The sequence below is a fragment of the Rhodococcus sp. WWJCD1 genome (genome assembly GCF_002258735.1).
In the GTDB taxonomy this organism is placed as follows: Bacteria; Actinomycetota; Actinomycetes; order Mycobacteriales; family Mycobacteriaceae; genus Rhodococcoides.
On record NZ_NOXY01000004.1, the window covers coordinates 1 to 12,920 of the forward strand.

The window sequence follows — 12,920 nt, forward strand, 5'->3', positions numbered from 1 at the left end:
GCATCGATCACCATCCCGGCGACAGGAAGCGGTGGCACACACGACGGTGCGTGCCACCGCTTCACCATGCCGTCGTTGACAGGCCGACCTCCATATGAGAGCGGCTGCGCCGCATGTGAGTGTGGAGCCTGCGGGTCGTTCCGCAGGCTCCACTCCTGTCTCGTAGCAGGCTACGAGTTTCCACTCACATGCCTAGGCTCCCTTGCTGAGGAATCCGAGCAGGTCGTGGCGAGTGATGACGCCGACTGGCTTGCCTTCTTCGACGACCATCAGCGCATCGGATTCGCCGAGGGCCTTGGTGGCGTCGGAGACGGTTTCGCCGGCACCGATCAGCGGGAACGGCTCGCTCATGTGCTTGGCGACGGGGTCGGCCAACGCTGCGCGACCCTCGAACACGGCACTGAGCAGATCCCGCTCGGTGACGCTGCCGGCAACCTCGCCTGCCATGACGGGTGGCTCGGCTCCGACCACCGGCATCTGGGAAACGCCGTACTCGCGCAGGATCTCGATGGCGTCACGCACGGTCTCGGACGGGTGAGTGTGCACCAGATCCGGCAGCGCACCGGACTTGCCGCGCAGCACTGCGCCGACGGAGGTCTCCTCGGTTGTGCCGTCCAGACGCGAACGCAGGAATCCGTACGACGACATCCACGAGTCGTTGAAGATCTTTGCCAGGTAGCCGCGTCCGCCGTCGGGCAGCAGCACGACGACCAACGCGTCGGGACCTTCGCGCTCGGCAACCTGGATCGCGGCAACGGCAGCCATGCCGCACGAGCCGCCGACCAACAGGCCTTCCTCACGGGCGAGGCGACGCGTCATGTCGAACGAGTCGTTGTCGGAGACGGCGATGATCTCGTCCGGGATGGACGGGTCGTAGGCCGTCGGCCAGAAGTCCTCGCCGACACCTTCGACGAGGTACGGGCGTCCCGTGCCGCCGGAGTAGACCGAGCCCTCCGGGTCGACGCCGATGACCTTGACCTTGCCGCCGGAGACCTCCTTGAGGTACTTGCCGGTGCCGGAGATGGTGCCGCCGGTGCCGACGCCTGCGACGAAGTGAGTGATCTTTCCGTCGGTGTCGGCCCAGATCTCGGGGCCGGTGGTCTCGTAGTGGCTGGCCGGTCCGGCCGGGTTGGAGTACTGGTTGGGCTTCCAGGCTCCCTCGATCTCGCGAACGAGTCGATCGGAGACGCTGTAGTAGCTGTTGGGGTCCTCGGGTGCGACAGCCGTCGGGCAGACGACGACCTCTGCTCCGTAGGCGCGCAGCACGTTGCGCTTGTCCTCGCCGACCTTGTCTGGGCACACGAACACACACTTGTAACCGCGCTGCTGTGCGACGAGCGCGAGACCGACGCCGGTGTTGCCGGACGTGGGTTCGACGATGGTGCCGCCGGGCTTCAGTTCGCCGGACGCCTCGGCCGCGTCGATCATTTTCACGGCGATGCGGTCCTTGGACGAACCACCCGGGTTGAGGTACTCGATCTTGGCCGCGACCGTGCCTGCACCGTCGCCGATGACGGTGGACAACTTCACCAACGGGGTGTTGCCGATGAGTTCGGTGATGTGCTGAGCGATGCGCATTGCACCATCTTCCCAGATGCAGGTATTCGACTCTCGGCCACTGCCGTCGACGCCCGCCTACGATGGTGTCGACGGCGCGACGAGAGGGATCGATCTGTGACGGCGAGCGGATGGCGCACCGCTGCGAAAGCGAGCGCCGCGACGGTACTTGCGGGCTCTGGAGCAGGGACTGCGTCCTGGGCCGCCTACCGACATCTCATGGGACAGGCCGCTGCGGCCCGCGGCGTCATCGGGCGTACCACCGCCAAGCCACCGGAGGCCGACGGCGTCTACACAGCGGGCTGCGCGGCCCCCGAACGGTGGCGATTGGGAAGTTCAGCAGATATTCATCTGATGATCTTCGGCGACTCCACGGCCGCGGGCGTGGGCTGCGTCGTTGCCGACGAAGTCCCGGGCGTTCTGCTCGCCCGCGGCCTGGCCGAGGAGACAGGTCAGCGAATTCGCTTGAGCACCAAAGCAATTGCCGGTGCCACCTCGAAGGGACTCGAAGGCCAGGTCGATGCGATGTTCGTCGCCGGTCCGCCGCCCGATGCGGCGGTCATCTTCGTCGGCGCGAACGACGTCACCAAGAAGTTCTCCATTCCCGCATCGGCGGCCAGACTGGGCGACGCGGTCGAGCGACTGACGGCCAAGGGCTGTGTGGTCGCCGTGGGGACGTGCCCCGATCTCGGTGTCGTGACTGCCATTCCGCAGCCGCTGCGCACCGTCGTACGCAATTGGGGTCGGCGGCTGGCCCATGCCCAGACGGCCCGAACGCTCAGCGCGGGCGGACATCCGGTGGCTCTGGCGGATCTGCTGTCCCCCGAGTTTCTCGCCGCCCCCGACACCATGTTCTCGGCGGATCGCTTTCACCCGTCGGCCGCGGGCTACGAACTCGCCGCCCAGCAAATTCTGCCGGTACTCGCGTCCGCGCTGGGCGTGTGGCACGGCGGCCCACTGCCCGAACTGCCGACCGTGTCCGCAGCCGTCGAATCACGCAAGCCCATCCCCCGCGCCACGGCCGCACTCGACCGCTTCCTGCGCAGGAGAACCGCTGAGCTCGACGCCGAGATCAGCACTGCGTCGGAGGATCTCGTACGTCGTGGCGGCGGAGGTCGGGCGGGGTTGTAAGTTCGGTCAGGAGACATCGCCTACTCGGCGGTAACAGAGCAGGTAAGCAGTATCGATTCGAAGGAGATCTCATGCCAGAGGCAGTCATCGTCGCCACCGCGCGCTCACCGATCGGCAGGGCGATGAAGGGGTCGCTAAAGGACATTCGTCCCGACGACCTCACCGCTCAGATGGTCGCCGCTGCGCTGGCCAAGGTGCCCTCGCTCGACCCCAAGGACATCGACGATCTCCTCCTGGGCTGCGGTCTGCCCGGCGGCATGCAGGGCAACAACCTCGCCCGCATCGTCGCGGTTCAGCTCGGTTACGACTCGCTCCCCGGAACGACGATCACGCGCTACTGTTCGTCCTCGCTGCAGACCACCCGGATGGCGCTGCACGCGATCAAGGCAGGCGAGGGCGACGTGTTCATCTCCGCCGGTGTCGAGAGCGTGTCCAGCTTCGTTCACGGCAGCTCCGACTCGCTGCCCGCGAGCCACAACCCGATCTTCGCCGACGCCGAAGCCCGTACCAAGAAGGCACAGGAAGAGGGCGCGGACAGCTGGACCGATCCCCGTGAGAACGGCGAGCTCCCCGACGCGTACATCGCGATGGGCCAGACGGCCGAGAACGTCGCGCTGCTCACCGGCATCACCCGCGAGGATCAGGACCACTGGGGCGTCCGCAGCCAGAACCGCGCAGAAGAGGCCATCAACGCCGGCTTCTTCGAGCGGGAGATCACCCCGGTGACCCTGCCCGACGGCACCGTCGTCAACACCGACGACGGCCCTCGCGCCGGCACCACCTACGAGAAGATCAGCCAGCTCAAGCCGGTCTTCCGTCCGAACGGCACCATCACCGCGGGCAACGCGTGCCCGCTCAACGACGGCGCAGCAGCACTCGTCATCATGAGCGACACCAAGGCCAAGGAACTCGGCCTGACGCCATTGGCTCGCATCGTCTCCACCGGAGTCACCGGCACGTCCCCCGAGATCATGGGCCTCGGCCCCATCGAGGCCACCCGTAAGGCGCTGAAGATCGCGGGGATGTCCATCTCCGACATCGACCTGTTCGAGATCAACGAGGCCTTCGCGGTCCAGGTCCTCGGCTCTGCTCGCGACCTCGGCATCGAAGAGGACAAGCTCAACGTCTCCGGTGGTGCCATCGCGATCGGCCACCCGTTCGGTATGACCGGTGCCCGCATCACCACCACCTTGCTGAACAACCTGACCACCCACGACAAGACGTTCGGCGTCGAGACCATGTGCGTCGGCGGCGGCATGGGTATGGCCATGGTGCTGGAACGTCTCAGCTGATCCGAGACATCACAACGAAAAAGCCCCGCCCTCCGAAAGGAGTGGCGGGGCTTTTCGCGTGAGTACTAGTCGTTCTGGAAGTAGCTCAGCAGACGCAGGATCTCGACGTACAGCCAGACCAACGTGATCGTCAGTCCGAGGGCGACTCCCCAGGCTGCCTTCTCCGGTGCCTGTGCACGGATCAGCTGATCGGCCTGGTCGAAGTCGAGCAGGAAGCTGAACGCGGCGATACCGATGCAGACGAGGCTGAAGATGATGGCCAGCGGTCCGCCCGAGCGGAGTCCGAAGCCGTCTTCCATGAAGAAGCTGGCAACCAGGTTGCCGAGCATCAGCACGACGACACCGATCAGGGCACCGACGACCATGCGGGTCAGGCGCGGGGTGACGCGGATGGCGCCGGTCTTGTAGACGATCAGCATGCCGAAGAACACGCCGAACGTGCCGAGCACTGCCTGACCGATGAGGGCGGATCCGCCGACCCCACCGAACTCGACACCGGTGAACATCAGCGACAGTGCGCCGAGGAACACGCCTTCTGCGGCGGCGTAGGCGAGGACGATGGCCTTGTTGTCCATCTTGCGACCGAAGGTCGCGAACATGACCAAACCGAAGCCGATCAAGCCACCGCCGATCACGAACGGGATGGCCAAGTCGGTGTTGTTGGAGACGAGCAGGTACGAGATGATCGCCGTCACGCTCAGCACACCGAGGGTGATGCCCGTCTTGGTGACGACGTCATCGATCGTCATGGCCCGCTGAGCGGGCTGCGTGGTGTACGGATCGGCCTGCGTTCCGGGATGCTGGCCGAAGGTTGCGGCCTGCGAGGCTCCAGCCGTCGCAGATCCGAATGTGGCGTAGCCGCCGCCCTGCTGCTTGGGCAGGTTGCGGAACACCGGGTTGCTGGAGGTGCGCACCGTGTCTCTTCCCTTCGTAAGTTCTGATCCCCACCGGGGATCTCCCCGCCGGTCATCAGTAGAACGTCTGATATCCGGACAAAAGTTCCCGAACCGAGAACTTCTACGACGGACAAAACGGACTCTACCGGGTAGGCCCTCGATACGCGGAGACGACCGCGTGTGTGACACCGAATCGAAACGGGCACTATGAGGAAATGGCAATCGAAGACGGACCCGACCAGACTTTGGACCCCAGCGAGAGCGTCGACTCCGACGAGGTGCGCAACGACGACGGCGACACCGTGGTGGATCCCCCGGACCACTGGAGCGAGGCCAACAGCTTCGGCACCACAGCCCGTGAGGCCGCCGAGGGCGAGAGCCTGGACCTCAAGCTCAGCGAGGAAGAACCCGACATCGCGGTCGAGGAGGAGCTCGACCGCCCGATCACCGAGACCCCCGACGACGAGTTGACCGAGGAACTGGTCGACCACGTCGTCGAGGAATCCGACGAGGATCCCGATATCGACTACGCGGAAGGCCAGCGCCAGGCGGAGATCGTCGAAGGAACCCTCGTCGAGGACCGCGGACGCAACCGCGGCCAGATCGACGGAACCCCCGAAGACGGCGGCCCGGTCACCTGACACTCACCGTTGCTCGCTCGGCCGCACCGAGCGAGCAACGGTGAACTTGCCGTTGCGCCCCATGAGGTCGGTGGGACCCACGGCGTCGGCCAGTTCGCGTCGATAGTTCAGGTGAGTGTTGAACACAGTCCACAGTTGACCGCCGGGCCGCAGCACCCGACCGGCGGCAGCGAACAGTTTGCTCGCTCCGCCCGTATGCACGGCAGCACCCTCGTGAAACGGCGGATTGCAGACCACCAGATCGACCGACTCCGATTCGAAGGTCGACATCGCATCGTCGGCGATCACCGCGATCCGAGTCCCGTTCGCCTCCGCCGTCGCCGCTGCCGACGCGATCGCTGCAGCCGAACGATCGGTGGCGATCACCTCCAGATCCGGCCTGGTTCGCGCCAGCTCTGCTGCGAGAATTCCTGTGCCACAACCCAAATCGACGGCCGTGCGAGCACGCGGCAACATCTTCGGAACGAACTCGAGCAGGAACCGTGTCCCGATGTCCAGGCCTGCGCCGGCGAACACAGCGCCATGGGCCACGACCGTCATGTCGATATCCGCGAGACGTTTGCTCACCGGATACGTCATGCCCGACGCCACCGCCCCGGCCGCGGTGAGCACTCGGGCCTTCTGTCGTCCTCGGCCGGCCGTGACCGTCGTGAAGGACCGTCGCAGCACATCGTTCATGGCAGGGGTCATGTGCTTGTCTCGCCCACCTGCCAACACCACGACGTCCGCGGTTGCGTGCGCTGCGATGTGCTCGGCGATCTCGGTGAGCTCGGCCAGACCTCGCGGCAACTGCATCAGTACCGTGCCGACGCCGTCGAACAGCTCGGCACCGAGCCTGTGCTGGGTGTACGAATCGCTCATGCCAACCCGCGCAGCGTTCAGTTCGAGCGCCCGCACGCCGGTGACGGCGTCCTGATGAACCCGCACATTCGTGAAGCCCAGCGCCGCGGCACCGAGGGTGAGGGCACCGTACCGATCGCCGATCACCGCGATCGGTGCAGTTCTCTCGACTCCCGGACGCTCGTCGACGGTGTCGAGTACCAGACGGTCCGCGGCGTCGACGGCATGGAGGTTGGGTGCCTCGGCGTCGGGCTCGCGACGCAAGGTGTCGAAAAGAGTTTCATCAGGCACCCGAGCAGTATCCCACCCGTCACACGCATGCGTTCCGCGCGGCGAGTGGCTATTGCGGTCGACTAGGGGCATGCTCGGGGGATGGAACACAAGGACAAGAACGAGGCACTCTTCAGCCATCCCGACGACGCGTCGACCGATGCGCATGCCGAGGCTTCCAAGCCTGCCGTTTACACCGCCCTGTTCAGCGGCGCGAACGAATAGCGGCGCACTTCGGCGTCAAGACAGATAACGCAGGTATTCCAAGGCCTTGGTCGCGTGCACGTGACCGCGTTCGCTCTGCACCACCATCCGCACCACTCGGTGCCGATCTATCACGAATGTCGTCCGCTTCACGGACAGTAGCTGCCGCAGGTACCCACGGTTGGCCGCATGCGCCCGCCCGCGTTCGAGCTCACGAAGCCGACGCCGCCGGGTGAACCACCCACCTCGCCGCACTCCGAATTGTTCGGCCACCGCGCCGTCGGAATCGGACAGCAGTGGAAAGTCGAAGGACCTCTGCAGAGCGAAATGCTGATTCTTGTCGCGTGTGTCGGTGCTGATCCCTACTCGCTGCGCGCCGAATCTGCTGAATTCTGTTCCGAGGTCCCGGAAATGGCAGGCCTCGGCGGTGCAAATGGGGCTGTTGGCCGCAGGATAGAAGAACAGCACCACCGGGCCCGATGCCGTCAGCTCGGAGAGCGCACGGGATTCACCCGAATGATCGGGGAGCTCGAAATCCGGGGCCGTCTGTCCGATTCGCATGACGCAGAGGCTACCGCTCAGTCCTGAACCAATTCGGCCACGAGCCGTCCGCGCAGATGTTCATCGATACCCAAGTGACTCAGGTACGCCTCGAACGACCCGTGATTCGACGTCACAGCCTGCATTCCGCGCTCCAGATAGGACGCGCGGACTCCCAACAACGCCTCCCCGGGCTCTTCGACGTCATCGGTACCTGCCCATATCCGGCGCACATGGGCGAGCAGCGGCTCCACTGCAGCATTGCTGGCGAGGTAGTCGGCGAGGATCTCGTCCTCGCTCACTCCGGCGGCACGCAGCACAGTCGCGACGGTCCACCCCGCCCGATCCTTACCCGCGGCGCAGTGCACCAGAACTCCGCCTCGTCCGGCGGCAACAGCCTCCGCCACCTGCTTGATCGCGTGCGCCGCCCCATCCAGCACCGGAAACGACGCGTACGCGCGTAGCAGGTAGTCGACCTGACTCTGTTCTGCGTGGGTCGGTACCTCGTGCGGAGCGCGCTCACCGATGTCGTTGTGGAACGGCACCGAGATCGACTGCACGCCGTCCGGAACTCTGTCGACACCACTTCGTGCAATCTCGGAGTCACTGCGAAAATCGAACACCGTGCGTATCCCGAGATCGACCACGGCGCGTTGACCACGCTCGGTGAGAGCACTCAATTCCGATGCGCGATAGAACTTTCCGGGCCGAATCCTCGAGCCGTCGACAGTGCGAACACCGCCGAGGTCTCGAAAGTTCCAGGCCCCGTCGAGAGCGAACTGGTTGTGCACACGGGCGTCGGGCATGATCCCGACTGTATAGAAGCGAGGTTGTACAGAAGCGAGGCCGGGCTCAGACGCGGGGTACGAGCCACTTCCGCAGCCGGGAGGTGACGAACGGCATCACCACGTAAACCATCAACGGCGTGCACATCATCACCACGACCGCCGTTCGCAGGGCGACGTTCAACCCCGTCAAATGTGGTGTGAGAACGATGTTGACCAGCAAGCTGACGGCATAGAACGCCACACCGATCGAGATCGCCTGCTTCCACCGGGGTGGCGGGCCGCCGATCACTCGAACAGCGTCGGTCAGGTTGGACTGCGGCTCGAACCATCCCTCCACGCCGGAAAGACGATGTGTTGCAACGTCGTCGGCGATGGGCCTGCCGCTGCTGAGCCAGCGGCGTCGAGAATCCGAGTGCAGCCACGCGTCGAGGTTGTCGTGGGTCTCGAACCGGTACACCACGTGGTAGTCGTTGGATCCGCCGGAACTGCGCAGCCAGCCGCCACCGAGAAAGCCGGGGAAAGTTCGGACGAGATCGATACCCTGATCGGTCCATTCGACGAAATCTGCTTCGTACCCCTCGCGAACGCGCCGTGCGACCGAGGTCGTGACGTGGTCGAGCGTGTCCGTCGTGGTCATGCGGTACCCCTTCTGCACGTGTTCGTCTCGGCCTTCCTGTTCTACACAGAGTGCGGGCCAGTGGACCAGCTTTCAAATCAGGGGCCCAGATGTAGATGTATGGCCCCCAAGTGCGACTGATGTGACAGTCTGTCCATACAGACCTCTCGTGAACGACCTGGAGTGGACGGATGGCACAGACCGAGTACGAGCTCGACGACGTGGATCGACGCATCGTCACCGAGCTGAGCCGTGACGGCCGAATGTCCATGCGCGCATTGGCCGAGGCAACCCACATCTCCCGGGCACACGCCTACGTACGCGTCGACCGCCTCCTCGACGAGGGCGTCATCGAGGGGTTCACCGCACGCATCGCCTACGAGAAGGCCGGAGTCGGCGCATCCGCCTATGTGGCTCTGTCCATTCGGCAGGATTCGTGGCGTGCCGTCGCCGACGACCTGAGTACCTATCCGTTCGTCGAGCACGTCAGCTTGATGGGCGGTGATTTCGATGCGCTCGTTCTGGTCCGTGCTCCTGACACATCAGCGCTGCGGCATCTGGTGCTGGACAAGTTGCAGGGGCTGGACGGGATACTGTCGACCCGAACCTGGCTGATTTTCGACGAGGCGGTCGGCCCCGGCGCTCAATGGACCGCTCAGCCGAAAATCACCCAGCCGAGGAACGGGAGAACTCCATGAGCACATCCGTTCACGACACGCCTACCACCGATGTAATAGTTGTCGGCGGCGGAATCGGCGGTGTCTCGCTCGGATACGAACTCGCGAGCGATCACCGAGTCACCCTGCTCGAGCGCGAGAAGACCCTGGCCTTCCACACCACCGGACGCTCGGCCGCGCTGTTTCTGGAAACATACGGCAACAACACGATTCGTGCTCTGACGACGGCCAGCCGTGACTTCCTCGAGAACCCGCCGGAGCACTTTCGATCCGAACTGCTCGCCCCGCGCCCCCTGCTCCAGTTCGCGTCCACCGGACGAGGCGACGCGCTCGAAGCGATGTACGCCGACGTCAGCCGCTTGACGCCCGACGCACAACTGGTTTCGCCTGCCGACGCGCGCACATTCTTTCCGCCGCTGCGCCCCGAATTGATCGATTGCGCTCTGTACGAGCCGCATTCGATGGAAGTCGACGTGCACGCCCTGCATCAGGGCTACGTGCGAGGGCTCCGTGCGCGGGGCGGGCGTGTCCACACCGGGACCGGGGTGAGGTCACTGAGGCGCATCGACGGACTGTGGCACGCGCACACCACCGATGGGTCGGCACACACTGCTCCACTCGTCGTCGACGCCGCGGGCGCATGGGCGGATGTTCTCGGGGCAATGGCGGGAGCCGAGCCCATCGGACTCGTGCCCATGCGTCGCTCGGTGTTCATGGTGGCCGCACCCGACGACCTCGATACCGCGCACCTGGTGACATTGAGCGACATCGACGAGAAGTTCTACATCAAACCCGAAGGCACACAACTACTGTGCTCGCCTGCGGACGAGACGCCCACCGAGCCGAGTGATGCCCGCCCGGACGAGTTGGAGATCGCCCGAGCGTTCGACGACATTGCCGAGGCGACCACGTTGACGGCGCGGCACGTCCGGTCGTCCTGGGCCGGTTTGCGCAGCTTCGTGCCCGACCGAACTCCGGTCGTCGGATTCGATCCGAATATCGAGGGTTTCTTCTGGTGCGCCGGTCAGGGTGGGTACGGAATCCAGACGTGCGCAGCGCTGGCCCGGGTCGGCGCGTCTCTGGCACGGCGGCAACAACTTCCGGTCGATGTGACCGAGCGCGGGCTCGACGAAGCGGACCTGTCGCCCAGCCGCTTCAGGTGAGAGGCGCTTCGCGCCACGTGCACGAAAACTCGACCCCTGCTACGAAGTTCCGCGCACGACGTGTGCAGTCACCCGGCGACCACGCGTCGTAGATCGCGCTGCGTAGTTCGGTAGATGTCCACCAGGTCGGCGTCCTGCCCGGCGTCGATGCGCTCGGCCCAGTCGTCGAAGGCGATCCGCATGGCCATGCCGGCACCCTCGACCAGCAACCGTGCGTACGAACGTGATTCGTGACCACCGAGCTTGGCGGCCACCGAGTCGGTGACGCGACAGAGCGTCATGGCGTCGGTCGCGAAGGCGGCGGCCCGCAGGTGGTCGTCGCGCCCGATCAGCCGTCGGGTACGCAGGAGTCGATCTCGCGCCTCGTGCGGTGCAGCGGATAATCGTTCGACGGATCGCTCGTACAGTGCTTCGATAGCAGCGAGGGTGATGTCCGCGGGGGCCGTCGATGCCAGCCAGGCGTCGATATCGAGCTCGAACTCCGGGGCGAGCCCGAGAACCGATTCTTCCTTGGATGCGAAGCTACGAAAGAACGTGCTGGGCGATACACCGGCCCGACGTGCGATCTGGTCGACCGTCGTTGCGGCGCAGCCCTGCGTCTCGAACAGATCGAGCGCAGCACGGGTGATGTCGAGGAGGGTTTCCCGACGACGTCGCTCTCGCAGATCCGGTACTCGATCGCTCATCGTCCTCCATCCATCGGTCACTCCTCTAGCGTCTGGCTGTCAACATACCAGCAAGATTCAAGTTGACAGTCACTGTCATGATGATTCAAGCTGTCTACACACAAGAATTGCTCCACACGTTGCACCGATACCCGAAAGTTCTCGACACATGACCACACCTGAGACCGACCACGCACCCGACGCGCAGCTCGCGCCGGGCAGCAAGTTACTGATCGGCATCCTCGTCATCGCGGCTTTCGTCATGATCCTCAACGAGACGATCATGAGCGTGGCGCTGCCTACCCTGATGGTCGACCTGAGCATCACGGCGACCACCGCACAGTGGCTCACCACCGGATTTCTGCTCACGATGGCGGTGGTAATCCCCATCACCGGATTCCTGTTCCAGCGCTTCACTCTGCGTCAGGTGTTCGTGGCAGCCATGACCCTGTTCACCGTCGGCACGCTGCTCGCTGCCTCCGCTCCGGGCTTCGAGATGCTCCTGCTCGGGCGCGTCACCCAGGCCAGCGGCACGGCGATCATGTTGCCGCTGTTGATGACCACGGTGCTGACCGTGGTTCCAGCGCACAAACGCGGCGCGATGATGGGCGTGATCTCCATCGTCATCGCTGTGGCACCCGCGATCGGTCCGACGATCTCGGGGATCATCCTCGATTCGCTCAACTGGCGTTGGATGTTCTGGCTCGTCCTTCCGATCGCACTCATCGCGTTCGCCATCGGCACAACTCTGGTGAAGAACGTGACCGAGACCAGTCGGCCGTCGTTCGATCCTGTGTCGGTCGTGTTGTCCGCGTTGGCTTTCGGCGGCATCGTCTACGGCCTGAGCAGCCTGGGACATTCGGCCGAGGAGTCCGTGGTGCCGGTATGGCTGCCGCTGGTCGTCGGTACCGTCGCCCTCGTGGTGTTCGTTATCCGGCAGATCTCACGTCAGGATCGCGGCGGCGCTCTGCTGGACATGCGTCCGTTCCGCACTCCCACCTTCAGTATCGGACTCGGCATGATCGCGATCTCGATGATGGCCCTGTTCGGCGCACTGATCCTGCTACCGATGTATCTACAGAACGTCCGCGGACTCGACACTCTCGACACCGGACTGATGTTGCTTCCCGGCGGACTCTTGATGGGTCTGCTCGCCCCGTTCGTCGGACGCATCTTCGACCGAATCGGGCCGCGTCCGTTGGTCATTCCCGGTGCCGTGGTGGTGAGCGGCGCGCTGTGGTCGATGACCGTGCTGGACGCGCAGACTGCACTGCCGCTCGTGATCGGTATCCACATGTTGCTCTCGGCGGGCCTGGCTCTCATCATGACGCCGCTCATGACCTCGTCGCTGGGATCGCTTCCCACCCAGCTGTACTCGCACGGTAGTGCCATCTTCAGCACGGTCCAGCAGTTGGCCGGTGCTGCCGGTACCGCACTGTTCGTCACCGTGATGTCCAACACCGCAGCAGCCAGAATCGCCGACGGCGCAACTGCTGTGGGCGGCTCGGAGGCCGGAATACACACAGCCTTCCTCTACGGCGGGGCCGTGTCGTTGGTCGCAGTGGCGGCGTCGTTCTTCATCCGGGCACCGGCACGAACCGACAGCGAGGCGCTCGCCCCCGCACAACCGGTTCACTAGG

At 64.8% G+C, this 12,920-nt stretch carries 14 protein-coding genes; 7 read left to right on the forward strand and 7 right to left on the reverse strand.

Annotated elements, in window-relative coordinates; genetic code table 11:
• Positions 1 to 192: 192 nt before the first annotated feature.
• Positions 193 to 1,578 (reverse strand): cystathionine beta-synthase, encoded by a 1,386-nt coding sequence (locus CH286_RS01350; protein WP_037149541.1) that lies wholly within the window; start codon positions 1,576 to 1,578, stop codon positions 193 to 195.
• A gap of 96 nt (positions 1,579 to 1,674) precedes the next feature.
• On the opposite strand from CH286_RS01350, the gene CH286_RS01355 reads away from it, so the two are divergent.
• Together CH286_RS01355 and CH286_RS01360 are read left to right on the forward strand one after the other, a co-directional pair.
• Positions 1,675 to 2,688 carry an SGNH/GDSL hydrolase family protein gene (locus CH286_RS01355; protein ID WP_094608122.1) on the forward strand — a complete coding sequence of 338 codons (1,014 nt, stop codon included), beginning with the start codon at positions 1,675 to 1,677 and terminating at the stop codon, positions 2,686 to 2,688.
• A 71-nt stretch (positions 2,689 to 2,759) separates the two neighbouring features.
• Positions 2,760 to 3,980 carry an acetyl-CoA C-acetyltransferase gene (locus tag CH286_RS01360; RefSeq protein WP_037149544.1) on the forward strand — a complete coding sequence of 407 codons (1,221 nt, stop codon included), beginning with the start codon at positions 2,760 to 2,762 and terminating at the stop codon, positions 3,978 to 3,980.
• Positions 3,981 to 4,045: 65 nt separating this feature from the next.
• Here the strand turns inward: CH286_RS01360 and CH286_RS01365 are convergent, their stop codons facing one another.
• The gene (locus tag CH286_RS01365) at positions 4,046 to 4,894 is read right to left on the reverse strand and encodes a Bax inhibitor-1/YccA family protein (protein WP_032404782.1); all 849 of its coding nucleotides are present in this window, start codon (positions 4,892 to 4,894) and stop codon (positions 4,046 to 4,048) included.
• 197 nt (positions 4,895 to 5,091) lie between these two features.
• Here CH286_RS01365 and CH286_RS01370 point away from each other — a divergent pair, with 197 nt between their 5' ends.
• Positions 5,092 to 5,517 (forward strand): hypothetical protein, encoded by a 426-nt coding sequence (locus CH286_RS01370; RefSeq protein ID WP_032404781.1) that lies wholly within the window; start codon positions 5,092 to 5,094, stop codon positions 5,515 to 5,517.
• A gap of 3 nt (positions 5,518 to 5,520) precedes the next feature.
• Here the strand turns inward: CH286_RS01370 and CH286_RS01375 are convergent, their stop codons facing one another.
• The gene (locus CH286_RS01375) at positions 5,521 to 6,648 is read right to left on the reverse strand and encodes a class I SAM-dependent methyltransferase (protein WP_094608123.1); all 1,128 of its coding nucleotides are present in this window, start codon (positions 6,646 to 6,648) and stop codon (positions 5,521 to 5,523) included.
• Positions 6,649 to 6,729: 81 nt separating this feature from the next.
• Between CH286_RS01375 and CH286_RS28040 the strand changes: the two genes are divergently transcribed.
• A complete protein-coding gene (locus tag CH286_RS28040; protein WP_254925592.1) occupies positions 6,730 to 6,852 on the forward strand; it encodes a hypothetical protein in 123 nt (40 codons plus the stop codon).
• A 15-nt stretch (positions 6,853 to 6,867) separates the two neighbouring features.
• Here the strand turns inward: CH286_RS28040 and CH286_RS01380 are convergent, their stop codons facing one another.
• The 3 genes from CH286_RS01380 to CH286_RS01390 are packed head-to-tail and all read right to left on the reverse strand — an operon-like array spanning position 6,868 to position 8,796.
• Positions 6,868 to 7,392, reverse strand: coding sequence for a peroxiredoxin (locus CH286_RS01380; protein ID WP_032404779.1), 525 nt, complete (start codon positions 7,390 to 7,392; stop codon positions 6,868 to 6,870).
• A gap of 17 nt (positions 7,393 to 7,409) precedes the next feature.
• The gene (locus CH286_RS01385) at positions 7,410 to 8,177 is read right to left on the reverse strand and encodes a tyrosine-protein phosphatase (RefSeq protein WP_094608124.1); all 768 of its coding nucleotides are present in this window, start codon (positions 8,175 to 8,177) and stop codon (positions 7,410 to 7,412) included.
• A gap of 46 nt (positions 8,178 to 8,223) precedes the next feature.
• Positions 8,224 to 8,796, reverse strand: a complete 573-nt coding sequence (locus tag CH286_RS01390; RefSeq protein WP_037149552.1) for an antibiotic biosynthesis monooxygenase — start codon at positions 8,794 to 8,796, stop codon at positions 8,224 to 8,226.
• Between the two features lie 170 nt (positions 8,797 to 8,966).
• Between CH286_RS01390 and CH286_RS01395 the strand changes: the two genes are divergently transcribed.
• Entirely contained in the window at positions 8,967 to 9,473 is a 507-nt protein-coding gene (locus CH286_RS01395; protein ID WP_052058303.1) for an Lrp/AsnC family transcriptional regulator, read from the forward strand.
• On the forward strand, positions 9,470 to 10,615 hold the full coding sequence (locus CH286_RS01400; protein WP_094608125.1) for an NAD(P)/FAD-dependent oxidoreductase: 1,146 nt from the start codon (positions 9,470 to 9,472) through the stop codon (positions 10,613 to 10,615). The genes CH286_RS01395 and CH286_RS01400 overlap by 4 nt, the downstream gene beginning before the upstream one ends.
• Positions 10,616 to 10,683: 68 nt before the next feature.
• Here CH286_RS01400 and CH286_RS01405 read toward each other — a convergent pair whose 3' ends face one another.
• Entirely contained in the window at positions 10,684 to 11,301 is a 618-nt protein-coding gene (locus tag CH286_RS01405) for a TetR/AcrR family transcriptional regulator (protein ID WP_094608126.1), read from the reverse strand.
• Between the two features lie 148 nt (positions 11,302 to 11,449).
• Between CH286_RS01405 and CH286_RS01410 the strand changes: the two genes are divergently transcribed.
• On the forward strand, positions 11,450 to 12,919 hold the full coding sequence (locus tag CH286_RS01410; protein WP_032404773.1) for an MDR family MFS transporter: 1,470 nt from the start codon (positions 11,450 to 11,452) through the stop codon (positions 12,917 to 12,919).
• Position 12,920 lies beyond the last annotated feature (1 nt).